At 57.4% G+C, this 21,818-nt stretch carries 21 protein-coding genes; 12 read left to right on the top strand and 9 right to left on the bottom strand.

Annotated elements, in window-relative coordinates; translation table 11 throughout:
• Positions 1-9: 9 nt before the first annotated feature.
• Both M7Q83_RS09635 and M7Q83_RS09630 read right to left on the bottom strand, forming a co-directional pair.
• On the bottom strand, positions 10-804 hold the full coding sequence (locus M7Q83_RS09635; RefSeq protein WP_298337980.1) for a maleylpyruvate isomerase family mycothiol-dependent enzyme: 795 nt from the start codon (positions 802-804) through the stop codon (positions 10-12).
• A gap of 3 nt (positions 805-807) precedes the next feature.
• Positions 808-1,563 carry a DsbA family protein gene (locus M7Q83_RS09630; RefSeq protein WP_298337978.1) on the bottom strand — a complete coding sequence of 252 codons (756 nt, stop codon included), beginning with the start codon at positions 1,561-1,563 and terminating at the stop codon, positions 808-810.
• Positions 1,564-1,699: 136 nt separating this feature from the next.
• Here M7Q83_RS09630 and fdhF point away from each other — a divergent pair, with 136 nt between their 5' ends.
• From fdhF to lpdA, 6 genes are all read left to right on the top strand, one after another.
• Positions 1,700-4,663: a formate dehydrogenase subunit alpha gene (fdhF, locus tag M7Q83_RS09625; protein WP_298337976.1), complete on the top strand. Its 2,964-nt coding sequence runs from the start codon at positions 1,700-1,702 to the stop codon at positions 4,661-4,663.
• A 7-nt stretch (positions 4,664-4,670) separates the two neighbouring features.
• The gene (locus M7Q83_RS09620; RefSeq protein ID WP_298337974.1) at positions 4,671-5,057 is read left to right on the top strand and encodes a DUF1641 domain-containing protein; all 387 of its coding nucleotides are present in this window, start codon (positions 4,671-4,673) and stop codon (positions 5,055-5,057) included.
• Between the two features lie 198 nt (positions 5,058-5,255).
• The gene (pdhA, locus tag M7Q83_RS09615; RefSeq protein ID WP_298337973.1) at positions 5,256-6,326 is read left to right on the top strand and encodes a pyruvate dehydrogenase (acetyl-transferring) E1 component subunit alpha; all 1,071 of its coding nucleotides are present in this window, start codon (positions 5,256-5,258) and stop codon (positions 6,324-6,326) included.
• Position 6,327: 1 nt separating this feature from the next.
• A complete protein-coding gene (locus M7Q83_RS09610) occupies positions 6,328-7,308 on the top strand; it encodes an alpha-ketoacid dehydrogenase subunit beta (RefSeq protein ID WP_298337971.1) in 981 nt (326 codons plus the stop codon).
• A gap of 13 nt (positions 7,309-7,321) precedes the next feature.
• A complete protein-coding gene (locus M7Q83_RS09605; RefSeq protein ID WP_298337969.1) occupies positions 7,322-8,608 on the top strand; it encodes a dihydrolipoamide acetyltransferase family protein in 1,287 nt (428 codons plus the stop codon).
• Positions 8,609-10,036, top strand: a complete 1,428-nt coding sequence (gene lpdA, locus M7Q83_RS09600) for a dihydrolipoyl dehydrogenase (protein ID WP_298337966.1) — start codon at positions 8,609-8,611, stop codon at positions 10,034-10,036.
• Between the two features lie 177 nt (positions 10,037-10,213).
• On the opposite strand, the gene M7Q83_RS09595 is transcribed toward lpdA, so the two are convergent.
• Positions 10,214-11,377 (bottom strand): lysylphosphatidylglycerol synthase transmembrane domain-containing protein, encoded by a 1,164-nt coding sequence (locus M7Q83_RS09595; protein WP_298337964.1) that lies wholly within the window; start codon positions 11,375-11,377, stop codon positions 10,214-10,216.
• Positions 11,378-11,634: 257 nt separating this feature from the next.
• On the opposite strand from M7Q83_RS09595, the gene M7Q83_RS09590 reads away from it, so the two are divergent.
• Positions 11,635-12,735 carry an AI-2E family transporter gene (locus tag M7Q83_RS09590; RefSeq protein ID WP_298337962.1) on the top strand — a complete coding sequence of 367 codons (1,101 nt, stop codon included), beginning with the start codon at positions 11,635-11,637 and terminating at the stop codon, positions 12,733-12,735.
• Here the strand turns inward: M7Q83_RS09590 and M7Q83_RS09585 are convergent.
• Both M7Q83_RS09585 and M7Q83_RS09580 read right to left on the bottom strand, forming a co-directional pair.
• Entirely contained in the window at positions 12,700-13,413 is a 714-nt protein-coding gene (locus M7Q83_RS09585) for a polysaccharide deacetylase family protein (RefSeq protein WP_298337960.1), read from the bottom strand. The two genes, M7Q83_RS09590 and M7Q83_RS09585, sit on opposite strands and share 36 nt — an antisense overlap.
• A complete protein-coding gene (locus tag M7Q83_RS09580; RefSeq protein ID WP_298337958.1) occupies positions 13,410-15,182 on the bottom strand; it encodes a glycosyltransferase in 1,773 nt (590 codons plus the stop codon). The genes M7Q83_RS09585 and M7Q83_RS09580 overlap by 4 nt, the downstream gene beginning before the upstream one ends.
• A gap of 47 nt (positions 15,183-15,229) precedes the next feature.
• Here M7Q83_RS09580 and M7Q83_RS09575 point away from each other — a divergent pair, with 47 nt between their 5' ends.
• From M7Q83_RS09575 to M7Q83_RS09565, 3 genes are all read left to right on the top strand, one after another.
• The gene (locus tag M7Q83_RS09575) at positions 15,230-16,084 is read left to right on the top strand and encodes a hypothetical protein (RefSeq protein WP_298337956.1); all 855 of its coding nucleotides are present in this window, start codon (positions 15,230-15,232) and stop codon (positions 16,082-16,084) included.
• Positions 16,056-16,805, top strand: coding sequence for an alpha/beta hydrolase (locus tag M7Q83_RS09570; protein ID WP_298337954.1), 750 nt, complete (start codon positions 16,056-16,058; stop codon positions 16,803-16,805). The genes M7Q83_RS09575 and M7Q83_RS09570 overlap by 29 nt, the downstream gene beginning before the upstream one ends.
• 218 nt (positions 16,806-17,023) lie before the next feature.
• On the top strand, positions 17,024-17,314 hold the full coding sequence (locus tag M7Q83_RS09565) for a WhiB family transcriptional regulator (RefSeq protein WP_298208179.1): 291 nt from the start codon (positions 17,024-17,026) through the stop codon (positions 17,312-17,314).
• Here the strand turns inward: M7Q83_RS09565 and M7Q83_RS09560 are convergent.
• The gene (locus M7Q83_RS09560; protein ID WP_298337952.1) at positions 17,287-18,123 is read right to left on the bottom strand and encodes a formate dehydrogenase accessory sulfurtransferase FdhD; all 837 of its coding nucleotides are present in this window, start codon (positions 18,121-18,123) and stop codon (positions 17,287-17,289) included. The two genes, M7Q83_RS09565 and M7Q83_RS09560, sit on opposite strands and share 28 nt — an antisense overlap.
• A gap of 116 nt (positions 18,124-18,239) precedes the next feature.
• On the bottom strand, positions 18,240-18,944 hold the full coding sequence (locus M7Q83_RS09555) for a VIT1/CCC1 transporter family protein (RefSeq protein WP_298337996.1): 705 nt from the start codon (positions 18,942-18,944) through the stop codon (positions 18,240-18,242).
• A gap of 99 nt (positions 18,945-19,043) precedes the next feature.
• Between M7Q83_RS09555 and M7Q83_RS09550 the strand changes: the two genes are divergently transcribed.
• Positions 19,044-19,418, top strand: coding sequence for a hypothetical protein (locus tag M7Q83_RS09550; RefSeq protein WP_298337950.1), 375 nt, complete (start codon positions 19,044-19,046; stop codon positions 19,416-19,418).
• Positions 19,419-19,786: 368 nt separating this feature from the next.
• Here the strand turns inward: M7Q83_RS09550 and M7Q83_RS09545 are convergent, their stop codons facing one another.
• Complete coding sequence (locus tag M7Q83_RS09545) at positions 19,787-20,659, bottom strand: PPK2 family polyphosphate kinase (protein ID WP_298337948.1); 873 nt, start codon at positions 20,657-20,659, stop codon at positions 19,787-19,789.
• A gap of 120 nt (positions 20,660-20,779) precedes the next feature.
• Between M7Q83_RS09545 and M7Q83_RS09540 the strand changes: the two genes are divergently transcribed.
• Positions 20,780-20,947: a hypothetical protein gene (locus tag M7Q83_RS09540; RefSeq protein WP_298337946.1), complete on the top strand. Its 168-nt coding sequence runs from the start codon at positions 20,780-20,782 to the stop codon at positions 20,945-20,947.
• A gap of 336 nt (positions 20,948-21,283) precedes the next feature.
• Here M7Q83_RS09540 and M7Q83_RS09535 read toward each other — a convergent pair whose 3' ends face one another.
• Positions 21,284-21,736, bottom strand: a complete 453-nt coding sequence (locus M7Q83_RS09535; RefSeq protein WP_298337944.1) for a MaoC family dehydratase — start codon at positions 21,734-21,736, stop codon at positions 21,284-21,286.
• Positions 21,737-21,818 lie beyond the last annotated feature (82 nt).

The raw sequence follows: 21,818 nt of genomic DNA, 5'->3' as shown, positions 1-21,818 counted from the left end.
TCAAGGTGATTAGATAGTAAAGGCGAGGTTGGTGACGATCTGGTTTGCAATCGCCTGATCCCCCTCGATCATGATGGAGTCGTCGGTCTGATGCGGGTCGACTCTCCCACAAGCAAGTGCCATAAAGAGGGTGGAGTCTATCTGTAACCGACAGGAGGGTGTCTCGATTGAGGGCACAAGCCGTGCTCGTTCTCCCACCTCGATGTTCCAGGTTCTTGGCGCTCCGCCGGTGAGGGATACGACCACGGTACTCCCTTTGGGAAGGCGGGCCTGCTTGCCGATGATATAACCGATGGCGCGCTCCACCTCGTCGATACTCGCCTCCACGACTGCTCCAGATTCATGACCAGGTAGATCAAGAGAACGACGTAGATCCTGCTCATGGACCCAGCAGTCGAAGATGCGAATCTGAAGAAACCGCCGGAACGGTGCTTGTCCAATGGGTGTCCAACCCGTGGCATCGAGTTCTGCGTCGGTGAGGGTCGACAGCACATGGATGCGTTGGGCAATGGTGTTGTGGTAGCTGGCCAGGAGTTCGTTGACCGATAGTTGACGTAATGTGACTAGCCAACGGTCATTGAGCTCGGCGATTTCGTTGGCGTAGTGGCGATCTGTGGGAAGCGGCCCGTCGAAGGGCGATGCACCACTCAAGAAGAGCTCCGTGCCTACGATGTGAGCAAGAATGTCGAAGTTTGTCCAGTGTGGAAGGATCGATGGTTGCAACCATTGATCCTCGGTGATCTGAGCGATGAACAGACTGATGGCGTCCCACTCTGCCATGAGCGTTGTGACGACGGGATCCACGAGCTATTCGCCTGAATTCGTTGCTGGCGCAGCTGGCCGGCCTGCGCTGGTTGTGTCGATGTCGTCGCCGAAGGTCACCTCTTTACCTCGATTGATACTTTTCCAGTCACGCCCTTGGAGGTAGGGCTCCAGTGCACTGGTGATGGCATTGAGCTGCGTTGGCCCCTTGGGCTGTTGGAGTTCGAAGAAGTTTGCATGTCGTGATGCAGTAAGGACCATCGTCCATAGCTCAAGCGCCTGTTCTCCAGACGGTGGATCAATGAGGACCGGGCCAAAGAGGGTCTGGTCGTTGTCAAAGATCAGCGTCGGTACCCCAAAACCTCCCGCGGCCAGTACTCTTTCATGGTCGTACCGGATCTCGTCATCGAGGGTCGGATCATCCATCGACGCTTCGACCAAGCTCGGGTCCAGATCCAACTCCGTCAAGAGCTCGCGCGCCACTGACGGATCGTGGGGTTTTTGACCGGCTTCGTGAAGGGCAAAGCCGGCACTGGCATACCATCGGTCGACGAGTATGGGATCCTGGCGTCGAAGGAGCGCGGCGATGCGAAGCATGGACCAACCATAGGACCATGAACGTTCCCAGGGATGGCGCTTTGTGTCCTCCCGATTGACCTCCTCAAGACTGAAGAACCTCCAGTTGATCGTCAATGGAACTTGCTCGCGAACCTGGCGGATCCACTTGGAGGTCATATAGGCAAATGGGCAGAGAATGTCAAAATGGTAGTCGACGGTCACTGGTTCGTTGAGATCAATCACTCTTGACAGGTTAGTGAGCATGGCGAAAACAGGGGGCGCACCATCGATGAATCGGGCGCCGTCGCAACATCGAGGCGAGCGATCCACGCCGCAGCTCGTCGACTCTATGCTACTGTAGCTCTGAGGGGAGGTTCTGTTGAGCGAAGCAATAGAGATTACGGTGAGTGGGACCACATACGCGGCGACCTCGGGAGAGTTGCTCATAGAGGTGCTTAACCGGGCCCAGGTCGGCGTTCCACAGGTGTGCTATCACCCGATGCTTGGCACGATCGGGACCTGCGACCTGTGCCTGGTCACAGTTAATGGGCTCACCCAGCGAGCCTGCGAGCACACCGTCACTGGTGGCGAGGTGGTGCGTTTACAGAGCGTCGCGCGTGAGCGGGTGGCTGGTGCACAACGCCTGCTTGTCAACCATGACCTCTACTGCACTATTTGCGATAACAACAACGCGGACTGCGTCCTGCATAACAGCATTCGTGACATGGGCATCAACGACCAGCCCGAGCCGTTTCGACCAAAACCTTATGCCATTGACGATAGCCACCCTTTCTATCGTTATGATCCGTCGCAATGCATCCTGTGTGGGCGATGTGTGCAAGCCTGTCAAGAGGTCCAGGTCAACGAGACGTTGTCAATCGACTGGTCGTTACCCATCCCTCGTGTTGTCTTTGATGGCGGTGTCCCGGCAGGAGAGTCCAGTTGTGTGAGCTGTGGACACTGCGTGACGGTCTGTCCCTGCAACGCGTTGATGGAGAAGTCGATGATTGGTAAGGCAGGCATCGCTACCAACATCAAGCCAAAGGTGCGCGAACCGATGATCAACCTCACAAAGGCGCTCGAACCGGCGATTGGACTCAAACCCATCTTTATGCTCTCCGAGATGGAGGAGCGACTCCGGCGACAGCTCGTCAAGAAGACGAAGACGGTCTGTACCTACTGCGGCGTCGGGTGCTCCTTCGACCTCTGGACCAAGGGGCGCACCATACTCAAAGTCCAGCCGGAACACGGCCCGATGAACGGTATCTCGACCTGTGTAAAGGGTAAGTTCGGTTGGGACTATGTCAACAGTGCTGACCGTCTAGAACATCCGTTAATTCGCGATGGTGGCCAGTTCCGTCAGGCAACGTGGGACGAGGCATTTAGCTATATCGCTGATTCGCTCAAAGCGATCGTTGAGCGTGATGGTCCTGACGCTGTCGGGGTCATCGCCTCGTCGAAGTGCACCAATGAGGAGGCGTTCCTCGCTCAGAAACTAGCACGGGCCGTGATTGGAACCCACAATGTGGACAACTGTTCTCGCTATTGCCAGTCACCAGCAACGATGGGGCTATGGCGAACGGTCGGCTATGGTGGTGACTCGGGTTCGGCGACCGATATCGAAGCGAGCGATCTTGTCTTGATCGTAGGTTCGAATACCGCCGAGAGCCATCCAGTCATCGCGACCAGAGTAAAACGGGGCCACAAGACGCGAGGCCAAAAGCTCATCGTTGCCGATCTGCGCAAACATGAGATGGCTGAGCGTGCCGATATCTGGTTTGCACCCCGTCCAGGCACCGACCTGGTTTGGTTGTCGGCTGCGAGTCGGTACCTGATTGACCATGGATATCATGACGAGAAGTTCATCGTCGACAAGGTTGAGAACTTCGCCGACTTCTTAACCTCGTTAGAACCATTCACGGTCGCCTATGCTGCCGGAGTCACTGGCGTCGCTGAGGAGACGCTGATCGCCGTCTTTGAGACACTTGCCCATGCGGGTTCTATTGCCGTTCTCTGGGCGATGGGAGTGACCCAACATAGCGGAGGTTCTGATACCTCGACGGCCATCGCCAACTTGCTGTTGGTCTCCGGTAACTTCGGGAAGCCTGGATGCGGGGCTTACCCGTTGCGTGGTCACAACAACGTGCAAGGGGCGAGTGACTTTGGTGCGATGCCGACCTATTTTCCTGGCTACGAGTCGGTTGATGATCCTGGAGTGGTGGCAAAGTATGAGGCAGCATGGAACAAGACGATGCCAACGACCCGAGGCCTGGACAACCACGAGATGGTGGATGCGATTCACGCCGGAACGCTGAAGGCCCTTCTGCTGACCGGTGAGGAGATGGGTCTGGTAGACGCAAACTCCACTGTCGTGCAGGATGCCTTTCGCGAGCTTGAGTTCTTTGTCGTCCAGGATATCTTTTTCTCGCAGACGGCTCGGTTTGCCGATGTCGTGTTACCTGCGGCACCCTCATTGGAAAAAGAAGGCACCTTTACCAGTACGGAACGGCGACTTCAGCGTCTGTACCGGGTGCTTGATCCGCTTGCTGAGGCGCGGCCCGACTGGCAGATCACCCAAGGTATTGCACGAGCGATGGGCGCCCCATGGTCCTATGAACACCCCTCCGATATTATGGCAGAGGCGGCGAGTCTCGCGGAGATGTTCGTTGGCGTCAGCTACGAGCGCTTAGCGGGCTATCGATCGCTGCAGTGGCCGGTTGCCGAGGATGGAACCGATACGCCAACACTGTATCTCGATCGTTTTCACTTTCCCTCTGGGAAAGCGAGGTTCTACCCTGTTGGGTACTCGACTCCCACCGACGAGGTTGATGAGGAGTACGATATTCATGTCAACAATGGTCGACTCTTGGAGCACTTTCATGAGGGTAACATGACGTATCGAGTGCCAGGCATCTCACAGATGACACCGGAACCCTTTGTTGAAGTCTCGCCAGAGTTGGCCAAAGAACGAGGGGTGGTTGATGGTTCGTTCCTTCGGCTGACCTCTCGCCGGGGCTCGGTCAAGGTACGTGCGGTGATTACGGACAGGGTCCAAGGCAACCAGGTCTACCTGCCGATGAATGCCCAGCACAACGAGATGGCGGTGAACTTCCTCACCTCTTCAGAGGTCGATGGGGCTACCCATACACCGGCCTACAAAGAGTTGGCAGCCAAGCTGGAGGTGCTTGACGATAAGCCGCGCCGGGCGCTCCCAAAGCATAATTTCCGCTATGGACATCGCACCCCACAGCGCGGCGTTAACATCGAGGCAAAGCGTTCCAGGGGTGATTACCATGACCCAGTGGGCGGCGCGGTGTCGCAAATGCCTATGGAACGAAAGTGAGGTACTGATGGCGGAACCGATCGATTACCAGTCCCCTCTGACCCCAACAGTGACGAGTGCGGTTGGGTCTCAATCATCGAAGCTCCAAGAAACGGTGTATGCCCTGCGTCACGGTGGCGCTGATGCCCTGGCCGTGCTGCTGGAGCGATTGGACTCCAACAGTGGACGCGCTGCGATCACTCGTATTGCCAAGCTTTCACTGTTGACTGGGTCCTATACACCGCTGCTTGTTGAACGACTCGCCAACGGAATTCAGGCGACTTCGACAAAGGTCGCCACCAGCGAGGTTCCCTCCTGGAGGGAGCTGGCGAGGCAGATGAAACTTCCCTCGACGCGGCGTGGGATCGGTGTGTTGCTGGCGTTGCTGCGTGCACTTGGGGGCGAGGAATTCTAAAACTTGTAACCAGTCGGTAACGTTTGAACTCTAACCTTTACGAAAGGTCAGTCTTGGCTCGTTCGTCGTTGATGCACTATATTGGAGGTTGGCGTTAGTCGACTTGGCGATCCCAAGACTATCGACCTGGCTAGAGCATGCCACCTCAGCACATAGGTGGACATGCCCGAGGGCAACCCAGAAAGGGGGTGGTCTGTCGTGACCGATGGTAATGAGATGTTTCCGCTGATACAGCGGCTCGATCAGGATGGAAAGCTAGTTGGCGAACTCGGAGTCCTGACCGCGAAGGATCTCAAGGAGACCTACACCACGATGCGTTTTCTACGCACCTTTGATGAGCGAGCATGGAATCTCCAGCGTCAAGGTGTGATCGGGACGTATGCTCCCTTCAAAGGGCAAGAGGCTGCTCAGATGGGGGCAGTGGCTGCGCTCGATGATCGCGACTGGTTAGTCCCAACATATCGTGATTGGGCAGCAAGTTATTTACGGGGTGTCCCTATGGAGCATGCATTGTTCTTCTCGAAGGGTCACCCAAGCTTGGGTGATATTCCAGCGGGGAAGCAGGTGTTGCCAGCACAAGTGGTGATCGCTGCCCAAACCCTCCACGGTGTTGGTGTCGCATGGGCAACCAAACTCCGCCATGAAGGGGTAGCAACGGTGGTGACTTTTGGCGATGGCGCCACCTCACAGGGTGACTTCCATGAAGCGATGAACTTTGCCTCGGTGCTCGAGGTGCCACTGATCTTCTTCTGCGAGAACAACCAGTGGGCTATCTCGGTCCCTCTGTCCCGGCAGATGCATGCCGAGACGATCGCCCAGCGCTCAGTAGCCTATGGCATCGAGGGTTTCCGCGTAGATGGTAATGATTATGTTGCCGTCGCCAATTTGATGCACGAGCTTTCGGCCCGCGTTCGTAATGGTGAAGGGCCCTTCCTTGTCGAGGCGGTGACCTACCGCTTGGGGGCGCATACCACCGCCGATGATCCCGGTAAATATCGCGCAGTTGAGGAGGAGGATCTTTGGATACGGCGCGATCCCTTGACTCGACTTGAGAAGTGGCTGCGAGGTGAGGGGCTACTCAGTGATGAGGAGCTGGCCACCATGGATAGTGACTCTGAGGCCAAGGTGGAGGAGATTCTCGCTACCTTCCGTGAGGCACTTGAGATATCGCCACTTGTCCTTTTCGATAATGTTTATGCTGACGTCCCGGCTGGTCTGGCGTCGCAGCGCGCACAGTTTGAGGCCCGAGTCAAAGAGGTAGGAGCTTGATATGGCAAAGTTGACGATTGCACAGGCATTGAATCAAGCTTTGGAATCTGCCTTACTTGAGGATGACGCGGTGATCATCCTCGGTGAAGACGTTGGCAAAGACGGTGGAGTCTTCCGCATTACCGATGGTCTTTTTGAGAAGTTCGGTGGCGAGCGAGTGATCGATACCCCGCTAGCGGAGTCAGGAATCGTGGGGACCTCTGTTGGACTCGCAATGGCCGGAATGAAGCCCGTAGCGGAGATCCAGTTCTTTGGTTTTATCTATGAGACGATGGATCAGATCGCCTCCCAGGCGGCGCGCGTGCGTTTTCGTTCACTTGGGCGTTATGGCGCGCCCATGGTGATCCGCGCACCATTTGGTGGCGGAGTCAAGGCTCCGGAGATCCACTCAGATTCGCTTGAGGCACTTTTTACCCATACGCCGGGCATCAAGGTGGTAACGCCCTCGAACCCCTACGATGCGAAGGGTCTTTTGCTCAGTGCGATCGATGACCCCGATCCGGTGTTGTTCCTTGAACCTATGCGACTCTATCGTGCCTTCCGAGACGAGGTGCCTGAGGAGGCCTATCGAGTCCCGCTTGGTAAGGCCAATGTGGTACGTCAAGGTACCGATGTGACGCTGATTGGCTGGGGACCATCGATGGCACTGATACTCGCGGCTGCTGATGAGTTGGTCGCCCAGTACGACATCTCCCCCGAGGTGATTGACTTGCGGACGTTGACCCCACTCGACGAGGAGACGATCGTGGCTTCGGTCCAAAAGACCCAGCGCGCGGTCGTGGTGCACGAAGCAGTGCGGACCTCTGGGTTCGGTGGCGAGCTAGCAGCAGTCATCCAGGAGAAGGCATTCCTCTATCTTGAAGCCCCAGTACTGCGAGTGACAGGCTATGACACCCCGTACCCAATGACAATGTTTGAGGATCTCTGGTTGCCCGACACCTCCCAGGTGATCACCACCGCCTTGGCATCAGTGCGATTTTAAGGAGTAAGCGATAGTGGAGTGGAAGTTTCCTGATGTTGGCGAGGGGTTGCACGAGGCGCAGATCGTCAAGTGGTATCACCAAGAGGGCGATGATGTCAAGCGTGACGAGCCCTTGCTCGATGTTGAGACCGATAAGGCAGTCGTGACGATCGGTGCCCCGGTGACGGGATCGATCGATAAGGTCCTCTTTCATGAGGGCGATACCGTGAACGTTGGTGAGGTGGTCGTCGCCTTCTCGACCGATCAACCGAGTGGTGGTAGTCCTGATGCCGGCGCTGATGTGTCGCCGTCGCGGAATGAAGCAAGCTCTGCGCCGGTTGCTCCAGCTGCCAAGGGGGCTGAGGCCCCAGCGCGGCCACCCATCGCCACCCCCTCGCGGGAAGTGGTTGGAGCGACCGGCGGGCGAGCGCTGGCGACGCCAGCGGTACGCAGGCTAGCTCGCGAACTCGGTCTCGATGTCAACTTGGTGCGAGGTACCGGTCCTGATGGCCGTGTCGTGGCGGAGGACCTGCAGGCTGCTGTCGCGAGTGAGGCCACTGGTGTAAGTGAACAAGTGGTAGTCCCGCCCGCCACCTCAGCTTTTGTGCCCACCGTTGTGACCAACGAGCAACGACGGCCGCTGGTGGGGATCCGAAAGCGGATCGCGGAGAACATGGCTCGCTCGTGGTCGCATGCGGTCCAAGTATCGGTCTTTGAAGAGGCGAATGTGGCGGCGTTGGTGGCGCTGCGCCGTGATATGAATGCGCGCTTAGCGCCTGAACGTATTAGCTATCTCCCGTTAATCGCGAAGGCGGTGGCTGGAGTCCTCGCCCAGTTCCCCGATCTCAATGGTCGACTCGACGAGGAGGCAGCCGAGATCGTGACGTACGCGGATGTGCACCTGGGTTTCGCGGTCGATGACCCGCAGGGACTCATGGTGCCAGTCCTGCGTTCTGTCGGAGAAAAATCACTTGTTGAGGTCTCGCGTGAACTCAATCGTCTGATTGAGGGCGCTAGGAGTCACACGCTTACCTCGGGAGAACTCACGGGCTCGACCTTCACGATTACCAACTACGGAACCATCGGTGGAGTCTATGCCACGCCAATCATCAACTACCCCGAAGTGGGAATCCTCGGAGTGGGTCCGATCCGTAAACGCCCAGTCGTCCTTGCGGACGACACCGTGGGTGTCGGAGACGTGATGACGCTCTCTCTCACCTTTGATCATCGAATTATCGATGGTGGCTATGCGTCGAGATTCCTGATGCGGGTGATCAGCTTACTCAGTGATCCGGTGCAGTTGATGATGGAGATGAAGTAGTTGGTCGTCGGCGAATTCACAGAACAGGCGGATCTCCTCGTCATCGGTGGAGGTCCGGGTGGCTATAGTGCGGCGATCCGTGCGTCACAACTCGGACGATCGGTTACCGTAGTCGAGCGTGGAGCGATCGGTGGGGTCTGTCTCAACATTGGATGTATCCCCTCGAAGGCGTTGATCGAGCTTTCGAGCCGTTTTCATGAGCTTGATAGTCTCGCCAAAAAAGGGGTGGTGACCGAGGATGCCCATGTTGACCCCATTGCCCTCTCACAGACCGTGACGGCAAGCGTTGAGCGGCTCACCTCAGGGGTTCGTCAACTGCTCAAGGCGGCGGACGTCGAGATCGTTGAAGGCGAGGCGAGCTTCGTCGGTCGCAATGAGGTTCGAATCCGTGCGAGCCACGACACCAGCAGGATCAAGTTCAAGGACTGCATCTTGGCAACGGGATCGTCGCCTCGTGAGCTTGATGGTTTTGTCGTTGATCATCAACGGGTGTTGGACTCTACTGACCTCCTCTTCACGCCTGTGATTCGCCGCGATTTGATCATCGTCGGGGGTGGCTATATCGGTATCGAGCTAGGCAGTGCCCACGCGCGTCTTGGAACCAAGGTAACGATCCTTGAGACAGCTCCAGAGATCTTGATGGGCGTCGAACCGGAGATCCAACGAACACTGAGGACGGTCCTGAAGCAGATGGGCGTCGAGGTGTATACGGGCGTTGCGGTGAAGAGTATGAAGACCGCGGGCGATGCGGTTGTCGTGGAGATGGTTCGGGGGGATGCAGTCGAGGAGATCCGTGGGAGTGCGGTAGCCGTCATGGTCGGTCGGGTTCCTAACTTGGGTGAGGATCTCGGGCTCGAACTAGCAGGCGTTGCTCTTGGTTCCGACGGACGCGTTGTGGTCGATGACCAGATGCGCACATCGAATGCGCATGTATTTGCCATTGGGGATATCGTTCCTGGGCCGATGCTCGCCCACAAGGCCTACTACGAGGCCAAGGTCGCCGCAGAGGTCGCCGCTGGCCATGCGGCCGGAAATGATGCGACCGTCATACCAGCGGTGATCTTTGCTGAGCCGGAGGTGGCCTCCGTCGGGATGGGTGAGCAGGATGCGCATACGGCCCATGGAGACGACGTACTAGTGGCTCGGTTTCCCTATCGGGCTAATGGTCGCGCGATTGTCTTAGGCGCATCGGTCGGTGAAGTCAAACTGATTGCCGTTGCGAGTACCAAGCGACTCCTTGGCGTACATATCGTAGGTGTTGATGCGTCAAATCTCATCAGTGAGGCAGCGCTCGCGATTGAGTTGGGTGCCACCATCGACGATCTCGCACTCACGATTCATCCGCACCCGACGCTTTCTGAGATGTACCCTGAGGCAGCCGAGGTGGCCCAGGGCCTGCCAACGCACATCATCGTACAACAGCACTGATGAAGGAACGGCTGATCACCTCGCCGTAGCGCGTACAAGGAGCGTTGACGATCCGTATGTGACCTAATCGTGGGTTCGTTGGAGCGGGTGGGGGACCAGGTCCACCTGGCTGGCATTGATTGATCGATGCTCGCAAGGTTGGCCTTTGCCTTGCGTTGCAGCTGAGGTGTTAGCTACTCATCGTTTTGGCTTGTCCTCGTCGTCAGGGGGTGGGTCGATCCTGTCGAGCTCCATAGTAATTTCCTCTCCCCGGCTGAGTTTGAGCGAGACGTAGGTGCCGACACCGATCGGAATTGGAATCCAGAAGTTGAAGAGGCGATACGAGAGCACCCCGAGGATCGCGATGCCCTTCGCGGTACCAAAGCCGGTGATGAGTGGTATCATAATGCCTTCGACAACACCGAGTCCGCCAGGGGTGATGGGGATCGCGGCGGCGACGTTGGCGATACCGTAACTGACGAGGAGGGCGTCAGGGTTGACCAGCGAGCCAAAAGCCAGCAACATGATCCACAGACTCAACGCATCAAAGAGCCAGTTGCACGCAGCCCAGGTGATAGCGCGCTTAAGGAGCTGTGGATCACTCGCGAGCGCACGGACTCGCTGGCCTGCGCGGATGATTCCTGCGTGTAGTTGCGCTTGAAAACGTCTGAGGAAGGGAAGTTTTCTCACCAGCTTATCCACGAGCAAGACCACACGGTCATTGCCTCGGGTGAGAGTGAGTACTAGCCCGATCACCGCCGCCATCAGGACAATCCCTAACCCGGCCACGATGAGGTAGAGGATGTTGAACCCAAACAAGGGTAGCGAGACGATCAGGGCAAGCCAGAGCATGAGGTTCAGCACCACGGCCGAGCCAATGCCTTGGGTGGCTAAGGCGACACCCGCGTCGGTTCCCCGGACGCCGAGACCGTTCAGCAGCCGCACAGTGAGTCCGGCGCCACTCGCAGTTCCACCCGGTAGCACGTGGGAGACGGCGAGTCCGGAGAGATCGACCTTTGCCAGCGATTTCAAGGAGGGTTGTGGCTGGGGTAACACGGCTGAGGTGAGTTTGGCGTAGGCGAAGAGGGAAAATGCTTCGGCAAGAATCGCCAGCGGGATTAGCCAGTAGTTCGCATGACTGAGGAGGTGTAGGGTTTTGCGAGCCCCTGCGATTTGGGGAATCACCAGGTACTCAACGACGAGGAGGATGGCGAACCCCCAGATTCCGCGGATCGCGAAATGGCGGATCAGTTTGCCTAGACTACGTCGGGTACCAGTGATGACCTCGCGCGACTGTTCTGTAGGAAGGTGACGAGAGGTCCGACGGCGACTCCCACCACTCTTGGACCGCCAAGTGCTCACGATACCACCCTAGCTGACTTTGTGTAGGTTGGGGTTCTGTGGACGGACAAGAAGCATGATCGGGTGGACTAGGGTGAGTTGTTCCTACTGATTGCGTGGATGGGTGTTGTCGGCACGTGCGTCGGACTATGCGATGGTGAACGGGCACAAGCAAGGAGCTTTCGGATGGAGTCGTACGGCGTACGAGGAGTGCCGCTAGCGCTTGGTGGGAGTGGAGGTTGGTCGGTAATGTACGGTGTGAGCGCGAGGGGGCATCCATGACCACCCAAGGATCTTCCCATCGCTATCAAGGTCTGGGCAAGCAGATTTTCCTAGCAGAGATCGGCATCGTCGGTGTCATACTGGCACTGGTCTTTGTGCTGTACGTCAAAGTCCTTGCTATTGAGGTTCTCGTCGCGATCGTTGGCGCAATCATTGTCGAGCCACTGGTGAATCTGTTGCGACGTCTGCACTTTCCGCGTGGGGCCGCCGTCGCGCTAACCGTCTTTGTGGCTGCCGGAGTACTTGTCGGTCTTCTGCTGATCTTCAGTGTCCCGCTCTATTCGGCGGGCATACGGCTTGCTAATGATCTTCCCGGGCTCATCCAAACGGTGACCCATCGGAAAACGCGCATTGTGTCGTTGTTGCGTAAATTCCATCTTGAACACTATCTCAACCTCTCCGCCCAGGGGTTGGCGAAGTTTGCCAGCACCGCGCTAGAGCCGGCCCTCCTCGCCGCTAAGGGAGTACTATCGTTCTTGACCGACGCGGTGATCACGGCGATGCTGACGGTATTTTTCTCGCTTGAAGGTCCAAAGGGAATTGACGTGGTGGTTGGAATGCTGCCAGTCGAGCGGCAACAGCATCTACGGAGCGCTCTGCACGAGACGGGGGTGGCGGTCAGCGGTTACGTGCTCGGTAATCTTGCCACTTCGATCGTTGCTGGTGTCGTCGTCTACATCACCTTTCGATCCCTTGGGCTCCCCTTCGCACTGCTGGTCTCTGTCTGGGTTGGATTAGTCGACCTTATTCCACTGGTAGGTGGTCTGTTGGCAGGCATTCCCGCTGTTGGGCTCGCCCTCTTGCATGGGTTAGTACCGGCGATTATTCTCTTGGTGGTATTTCTTGTCTATCAACAGATAGAGAATCATCTTCTTAATCCAGTGATCCTTTCGCACACGGTGCAGCTCAATCCCCTCTGGATCTTGTTAGCCGTTTTGATCGGAGCACAGTTAGCAGGGGTTCCTGGAGCGCTGGTGGGGATCCCTATTGCCAGTGGTTTTCAAGTGTTGGCACGACGTCTGGTCGCGCCATGGCTACGTCGGCGGCTGAGGCCTGAGGATTCAGATGCCGTGTCGGGAGAGGGTGGCGAAGGTTAAACGCTGGGAATGGGCGAGGTCGATGAGCTGAGGAAGAGCCTGCAGCGTCGCCTGAAACGACCCCGGGTAGGAGGTGCAATCGGAGTCATGGAGGAGTATGGTGACGCCAGGGTGGAACCGTGACCGTAGATCTGCCATCACCGATACCGACGATGCTTGGCGCCGCCAGTCCCTACCCCACGTTCCCCAAAGTACCAGGCGCAGGCCCTCCGCATGGGCGGCGGTGAGATCTGCTCGTGTGACGACACCATAGGGTGGCCGATACCAGGTGGGACGGGTCCCCGTGGCGGTTTCGATGGACGCGAGTGCGCGAGCGAGATCGTAACGGATGCTGCGGGCACTGCGGATCAGGTGATTCTTGTGCCAGTAGCCATGCGTGCCGAGTTCGTGGCCTCGCGCGAGGATGTCACGGGCGAGTCCCGGTTGGCGATCTACCATCTCGCCGAGCATAAAAAACGTCGCTTTGATGTCGTTAGCGTCCAAAAGGTCCAATAGCAGTGGCGTGGAGATTGGGTCTGGGCCGTCATCGAAGGTCAGGGCAATGGACTGGGGGTGACCATCCCCAAGGAGCCAGGGGGCGGTGTAGGGAGCGAGGATCCAGCTGTGTGTGAGAAAGGATGCAGCATGGAGAGCAACTCTGGTGCTCGCAAGGGTGAGGACGGCGGTTGAGGTCTTCATGCTCGCACGCCTTGGGACCCATGCAAGGTTGCAAAGGGGGCGAGAGTGAGATGGTCAGTGTTCAGGTGTTTGATCTCCATCTGGAGTTCGGCTTTCGCATTGGCGACTGATAGCTGGCTCAGATTGAGTTCGAGGATGGCGCCAGGGTGCGGTGTCAGATTGAAGTGGTGGGCCAGTATACGAGCAGGGATGACGGTCTGGTGGTGGAGTGACGCCCAGGCGAGATCTACGGCATTCATGGTGTTCTGTGGGAGGTAGGCGTTGATCTGGACCCCGAGTACCCGAGCCAGGTCGGCGCGTCCTGTCGAGAGGTCGTTTTCGGGAAGGATGAAATTGAAGTCCGAGGAGCTGCCGCTGCCACCGTTGATGACCTGAACCCCCTGGTGAAAGGCGTACCGTACAGCGCCGGGATGGGCTATGGCCTGTTGACCGGTGACGACGACTCCGATGCCCTCGTCGATGATCATGCTGTCGATCGACGGGTTCAGAAGCGCCGGTGCGGGGAGGCGTGTGGAGAGATAGACGTAGTCGGATTTGTTGGCGGTTCTCGTTAGGTTGAGGCCATGATAGCCGATGACGCCCGACAGGAGATTAGCGACCACAAAGAGCACGATCAGCATGGCGGCGGTCCTTGTCAGACGTAACGCCCACACGCCATGGCGGGTTGTCGGTGTCAACCGGGCTTCGTGGAGGAGCTCCAGGATCGGCTGATGGGGCGCAGTTTGAAACTGATCCAGTTGTTTGGTGACCTGTTCGGTTGGATGGAGGCTTAAGTTGCGTACCTGCTGGACGAGTTGTTTCTCATTATGACACCAGACTGTCGCACCGACGGACTCCATCGCTGCTATGTTTTCGCGCCCATGTCCAGCGATGGGTCGGTACGATATCACCGGTCGTTGTGCCGCCATGGCCTCAAGTGAGGTCAATCCTCCCGCGTTTTGAATGACGACGTCGGCGGCCGCCATGTAGAGGCGTATCTCCTCGGTCCAACCGACAGACAGTCCGCCACCGTGGCGTTCGAGTTGTGCCTGCAGATCGCTGTTACGTCCGCACAGGGCAACGGGAAAGAGATCCTCTTCGGCGGCGAGCAGCTCGAAGGTTTGGGCGATGTCCCCCACCCCCCAGGAACCTGAGGCGATGAGGACGACCGATCGGTCGTTGGGGATACCGAGAGCCTCTCTCGCGGCATGCTGATCAACAGGATGAAAAAAGCGAGCCTCAACGAAGGGTCCGGTGACCACGATCTCTCCGTTGGCACCCGCTCGGTTCCGTGCCTGAATGGCTGCCGTCTCCGAGACGCACAGGTGCAGGTCGACGGCGGGGTGAACCCAGAGTGGGTGAACGGAATAATCGGTGAGGAAGGTAGCAATCGGTCGGTGTGAGATGACCGGGTTTTTTTGGTGCCTCATCTGACCGAGGAGCTGTGCACTAAAGGGGTGCAAAGCGATAATGATGTCGGGCTCGGTCTCCTCAATCCACCGAACTACGCCACGTTGGAAGAAGGCCTGCAGTGCACGTCGCGTGATGGTGGCCATCGGGGAGAAGGTGTTCCAAAGCCAGAATTCGAGTTGATACGCCCACGGGGCTCGTTCGACTTCAAGTTTGAAACCCCGTTCCAAAAGCCGACCCATACGAGGGGAAGCATCAAGAAAATCGCGAGTTTCACACGTAATACCGTAGCTATTGAGCTCCTCCGAGATCACTCGGGCTACTCCGTTGTGGCCACCTCCCATTCTCGCCGAGAGCAGGAGTGCCTTAGTGCTTGACATTGCAGATGATTCTACCAGTTCGCCATAGACTTAGAGACCTCGTGGTAGTGCTTCTATCTTTACTGGCGGCGATTTGTTTTGGAATGGCCGCAGTGTTGCAATTCCAAGCGAGCACCGCATCGGCTAGCGAGCTCAATCTGCGCTTCAGTCTCCTATGGAAGCTGCTGGCTAATCCGCGCTTTGGATTGGGGGCCATCTTCGATGTCGTAGGAGGTGTGGCCCAGTTCTTTGCCCTCAAGTACGGTTCCGTTCCCCAGGTGCTGCCGATCTTGGCGAGTGGCTTTGTGCTTGCCATTCTTCTCGAGCATTTTCTTGCCCGGCGTCCTGTGGGTGTTGGCGACGTCATTGCGTTACTCGTCAGCTGTGGGGCGTTGATCACCTTCCTGGTGCTCAGTCCACAGGCGAGTGGAGAGACGATCTACGTTGGTGCATCCATCGTGATCGGGGGAATTGGAGTCGTGATTGGTGTCATGACGGTCACCCTTTTGCGTCCGCTGTTGGCAGGTCATGGACGGATACAGGCGATGATAGGGGCAGCGCTCCTCGGGGTCGTTTCGATCTTCGAACGCGAGGTGGGCATTCTGTGGACCCAAGAGGGCGCCCTGCGCACCGTAGAACACTGGGAGCTCTGGGTACTCGTCGTGGTGGGGGGCCTCGCATTGCTGGTCGTGCAGAGTGCCTTCCAGCGACAGAGCCTCGCACGGGTCTTGCCGTTGGTCACCGTGGGCGAACCGATTGCTGCCATTGCGATCAGTGCACTCGCGTTACAGACGCCGCTCTTCCGGGCTGGTGCGAGTACCTTTGCGAGTCTTGGAGCCCTCGTTGTGGAGATACTGGCGTTGATCTATCTTGCCCGCTCTGAGGTTCGTGTTGATGCCGAACTCCACCATGACGGCAACTGAAGTGGAGGTGATTTTTCTCCACGGACAGCCGGGCCAAAAGGAGGACTTTGCCCCGGTCTATCGATGGATGGATCATCGTTGGCCAGTAGTGAGTCTCGATCGCCCCGGCTGGGGTGCAAATCCACTTGGCGTGATCGGGATTGAGGCGAACGCCTCGTGGGTCTTGGACCAGCTGAAGACCTCCAGGGTTGTCCTGATCGGGCACTCGCTGGGGGCTACTATCGCGGTGCGTGCGGCGCAGCTGGAGCCCGAGCGAGTGAAGGGGCTTGTGCTCGTCGCCCCACCGATCACACAAAGCTCCCTGGTCGCCGTCGATCGTCTCCTAGCGGCGCGCTTTCTGGGAGCGATGACATCTGCCCTCATTGCTGGGGTCAGCCTTGGCCCCGCGCGCCGCTCCCAGTTTGGGCGTACGAGAAGGAGTTTCCTGGCTGAACAGCGCCATCTCCTCGACGAGCTGCGTCTCGTGGAGAGCGAGCTACGCAATGTTCGCTGTCCTTCGGTGGTGGTCGCTGGCCTGCGTGATCGCGTCGTGCCGTTGGCCGCAATGGTACACGCCGCTGATCGTCTCCCGCAGGCCACCTTGATGGTGTCTCCAAACGCTGGCCATGATGTGCTCCAGTCAGCGCCTATTCTGCTAGCCCAAGTTGTGCGCAGCATGCTTTGGAGACTGCACACCCATGAGGAAGCGGGCAGCGATGAACGTGGTTTGTGGCGTGAATGAATAATAGTTGGCTGGCGGTGGTTAAAGGAAGTGACGTCTTTGTGTATACCGAAGCGTCAAAGCTTGTATTATACTTATTATGTCGTCCGGTCAAGTGGGCGACGAGCTGAGGGACAAAGAGGTCCGTTGTATGACTCGCTGCTCGTTGGTTTGACGGCTCGGTTGGTGGCTCGAACTCGGGGGATCGAGGTTGCGGAGAACGAATTCGGAGGTACTCGATGGAGTCAGCGAAGTTAGCGACCTGGGATTATGAGGCGTGGCGCAGTAATGCAAAGTGTCGAGATACTGACCCCGGATGGTTCTTCCCGGTGGGAGTCACTGGTGATGCGGAGATCCAAATTCGCCGTGTCAAGGAGTTTTGCGCGTTATGTCCGGTTTCACTGGAGTGTCTAGAGTTTGCCCTCCGTACGAATCAAGAGTATGGCATCTGGGGTGGCAAGGATGAGGAGGAGCGACGCATGATTCGTCGCATTCGCCGCGTTCAGCGCAGGACGCGGGTGGCTTCGTAGGTTTCGGTGATGCCTTCGGCGTGGCTGTAGAGGTTGAAACGACCTGGTCGGACAAACCCTAAGAGTGTGATGCCTGCCTGGTTTGCGATTTTGACTGCCAGCGCGGTAGGAGCCGAAACTGAGGCGACGTGGGTGAGACCGACGCTTGAGGCCTTCAAAATGAGGTCCGATCCAGCTCTCCCTGACAGAAGTGCTATGCCACCATCGAGTGGCACTCCATCGAGGATGGAATGGCCAATCGCCTTGTCCAGTGCGTTATGGCGTCCCACGTCCTCCCCGAGGATTGCCTCGCCGTTACGAGGCTGCAACAGCGCGGCGTGCGAGGCGCCAGTGGAGTGGAAGTTCCGTTGCCGTTGGTCGAACTCGATGAAGAGGCGGGCGATCTGGTCAAAACCGTAGGAAGGTTGAGCGACAAGGGAGCTACGTGGTTCAAGACGGGCCACGAGATCCTCGGCGCCACACCAGCCACACGATACAGGCCGTACAGGCGAGGTCGTTAGCTCCACCGCGTTGCGTAGTGTAACGGTGACTTTGTTATAGTCTTGCGTATTGCCGGGCCCGACACAGTAGCGAGTTTGGCGGACGTCTTGGCTGGTGACCGCTGCCTCGGTGGCGAGGAGGCCAACGGCAAGCGCAAAGTCATCGCCGGGTGTCCGCATCGTGGTCGTGAAGTGTGTGGCGGCATTTCCGGGCCATTCAACATCGATCACCAGCGGTTCCTCTTGAATCAACGAATCGACAGATACGCTGATCGCGCCGTCTTGATACTTGATGACGCGGCGCGTCTCTATCGCATGAGCTAGGGGCACGACTGAAGTCTAGTTGACCGGTGGATTCGCGTCATAGTCAAAGCATGTGGGTGGATGCGCCGAGACTGCCAACAGGAGATCCGTCCTGGCACGCGAAGCTAGATCCATAGGTGGATTTAGTGGATGGTAGTTCCAAGAATATGGCCGACGCCATAGGTCACCAAGGCGGCAACCGCGCTCAGGAGGAACTGACGGAGAGCGCCCTTGGTGACACTTCTTCCTGTCATGGCCGCGAGCCCACCACCAACGATCAGTGTAGCAATACCTGCCAAGACGGCTGAACCGATCACTGCAGCCGTTCCGATGGTGATAAACCAGGGGATCAGTGGGATGACCGCACCGATGGCAAAAGAGACAAAGGACGCCAGTGCGGCCTGGATGGGTGAGCCGACAGATCCTGGAGCAATCCCGAGTTCTTCTTGCGCGTGTACCTCAAGCGCGGTGTCCGGGTCGCGCATCAGATAGCGCGAGACCTGGGATGCGAGCTCCTTGGGGACTCCTCGGGAGATGTAGAGTTCCTCGAGTTCGCGTGTCTCGGCATCCGGACGGTCGCGAATCTCGGTCGCCTCTACGTTGAGTTCGTGCTGAAACAATTCGCGTTGCGCGCCCATTGAGATGTACTCACCAACCCCCATGGAGAAGGCGCCAGCCACCAATCCTGCAAGTCCCGCAATCACCACGGCCTTTGGAGCGGGATGAGCGCCCGCTACCCCCAAAATGAGCGCAACGTTGGAGAGAAGTCCATCAGAGACACCGAAAACGGCTGCCCGCGCTCCGCCTCCGGTGATGTCGCGATGGCCACTATGGTGAGCTTCCATCATTCTCAAGATAGCGGCCCTGATGGTGGTTTCGACCAGCGTGGAGCAACTTCCTGAGAGCTGTGTTGGGTTTTCGCGTGCGACCTGCGATAGACTGCGTTTATGAGAGAGCTCAAGCTGTTCGATCGGACTCAGCCACAGACGCTGCAGATTGGTGTGCTATTGTTGTACCTCAACGCCGCACTGGCGCTTTTGACGGTACTATTTGGCGGTGGTCTGTCACTTCTGTTTCTGATCCTTGATATTTTGCTTCCCATCGGCGGCGCCTATGGTGTGGCCAACTCCAGAAAACTCGGATATTACGCCGCGTTACTCGCTACAGGCATACCGCTGGCTCTCCTGATCTACTATGTGTTCACGGTTGGACTGAGTGCGATATTCGGCGCTGAGCTGCTCAACGTCATCATTACGGTTGTTCTTTTTGCCTTGTTTATTCATCCACATTCACGGATGTACGCCAAGACGTGGTTCCACTAGAACAACCTGCTCTACCCGCACAGGGGTCGCAAATTGTATTGGCTCCTATGGATGCGCATCGTTGGGCGTTGGGTTCTCATTTCTAAGCCGTGGGGCAAGTACTCAAATACAGCGGATTGATTTGGGCCGTCGTTGACGCGTGATCAACGTTGTGTTCTTTCAGCAATCACAAGGTTACGGAGATAACAGCACCCTGGTATCTGCGTGTTGGGGCAGCCGAGTAGGACTGCCTTACGGTACTTGCGCTTCGTGTCGATAGCAACACGGTGTGTGTCGTTGGCCATGTGGGTGCGGATTGTCGTTGGTTGGAGTTTCGCTGGCTGCCGTGTTGGTGCTCTTTGCTAAGCGCAGGGACCCGGAGTCTTCGGTCAACTGGTCGCTTGTGATGACGTGAGACCGGAGAGTTCCTTCTTTAATTCTGCCCGAATTTTATCGATATCGGTGATGTCGACCTTGGGTGCCTTTGGTGCGAGTTGGAGGAGGGTTTCGGTGACGATGGCCGTAGCGATCGCGTTTCGGTACCACTTACGGTCAGCCGGAATGACGTGCCACGGAGCCTCGTCAAATGAGGTAGCGGGAATGACGCGTCCGTAGGCGCGTGCGAAGTTGTTGAAGTGTTCGCGGGTAACGAGGTCACCGGGGGAGAATTTCCAGTGTTTTTCGGGACGGTCAAGACGTCGCAAGAGCCGCTGGCCCTGCACTTCATACGAGACGTGTAGGTAGAGCTTTACGATGACAATGTGCTGTTCGCTCAGGTACTCCTCGAAGCGGTGGATTTCATTAACACGTTGGGTGAATGCCTGATCGTTCATTGTTTTCGCGGCGAGTGGAACGATGAGGTCTTCGTAGTGTGAGCGATTGAAGACGCTGATTTCACCACGTCCGGGAACCGCCTGGTGGATGCGGAAGAGGTAGTCATGGGCTGCCTCAAATGGCGTTGGCACCTTGAAACCATGGACGTTCACGCCTTGAGGGTTCACGCCATCGAAGATGGCTCGGATGGTGCCATCCTTGCCTGCCGTATCCAAACCTTGGAGCACCACGAGCACCCCGTGTGACGCTTGTGCATAGAGGGCCTCCTGGAGTTCGGTGAGTGCCTTGACACTCCGGTGGCGGAGCTGCTTACCCTCTTCCTTGGTAAGGTCTGGTCCCCCAGGTACGTCTGAGGTGTTCGCGTTGAGCTCATGCTTATGGGTGAGGCGGGTGAGCTTTGACCAGTTAGTACTAGGAGTGGTAGTCATAGAGGTGACCTTACTCCAATTTGTGTCGATGCACGGTAGGCTTATCTGCCATCTACGAGTGGTCCTGGCGTGGCGAAGGTGGCAGAGGGTCCGTCGCTAGGAAGAGGGAGCGAAAGCGACATGCAGCTTACCCATAGTGGTGTCAGTAGTTGGCCAGAGTTCTTAATCGTCATCGTGGTCGTCCTGATCGTCGTGCGATTGATCTTTAAACTCGCGGCGGCGGCGCTCTTGCTGATTCTCGTCGTTGCCGCTGGATTGTGGGCGATCGGTGTACTGACCATCCATTGACCGGCTAAAATGTGGGGCCAGCCAACAAGTGGGAAGAGGGCAGCAGGTTGGGGTAACCGATTGCCAAACCGGAAGGCCCCACGGCTCGTACTCGGTAGCGTTGGTTGCACGAGTTCATGACCCCTGCAGGCGACTTGGACAGGAGGATGACTTGTTGTCTCTGCTTGCCAACCTGAGCCAGTCAACACGAGCTAAACAATGTGAGGAGTCCGGCCGCAAAAAACCCCGCCGCCTCTGGGTTGGGAAAGGTGCGTTGGCGACTGGCTCGTGTAAAGCTAGGTTGTCTCGACCAGAGCGCGTGGAAGCGCCAACATACTCGTGGCCATCGTGCGAGTATCAATAATAGCGAAAGAGTATCTCGCCGACCATGGAAGGCTTGGTGGCACCCTCGACCTCGATAGTGACGTCGATCTGAACTTGGACACCACCAGTTACCTCAGTCACCGCAGCGACTTTTGCCCCGAGGCGAATCCGAGCGTTGACAGGCACTGGCGCTGGAAAACGAACACGGTTGGTGCCGTAGTTGACGCCCATGGAGACCCCATCGACTTGGAGCACCTCGGGAAGCATCGCCGACACGAGTGAGAGTGTCAGGAATCCGTGAGCGATAGTCGTCCCAAAGGGACCATTCTTAGCGGCGTCGGGATCGACGTGGATCCACTGATGGTCATCGGTTGCATCGGCGAACATCGTGATCTGCTGCTGGGTAACGGTTCGGTAGGGTGTAAACCCAAGATCGACCCCAACGAGTTGTTTGAGTCCATCGACTCCATGAACTGGTGCTGGCATGCCTTTAGCGTAGCATCATCTCAGCACCAGTTTTATTCAGGCCCTACACTGTTAGGCGAGTAGTGCCTAAAAGAGGAGGGCT

Origin of the sequence: Ferrimicrobium sp. (assembly GCF_027364955.1) — a bacterium.
Classification (GTDB): domain Bacteria; phylum Actinomycetota; class Acidimicrobiia; order Acidimicrobiales; family Acidimicrobiaceae; genus Ferrimicrobium.
Note: the sequence above shows the minus strand (reverse complement) of the source record. Positions and strands in the feature narration are given on the sequence as shown.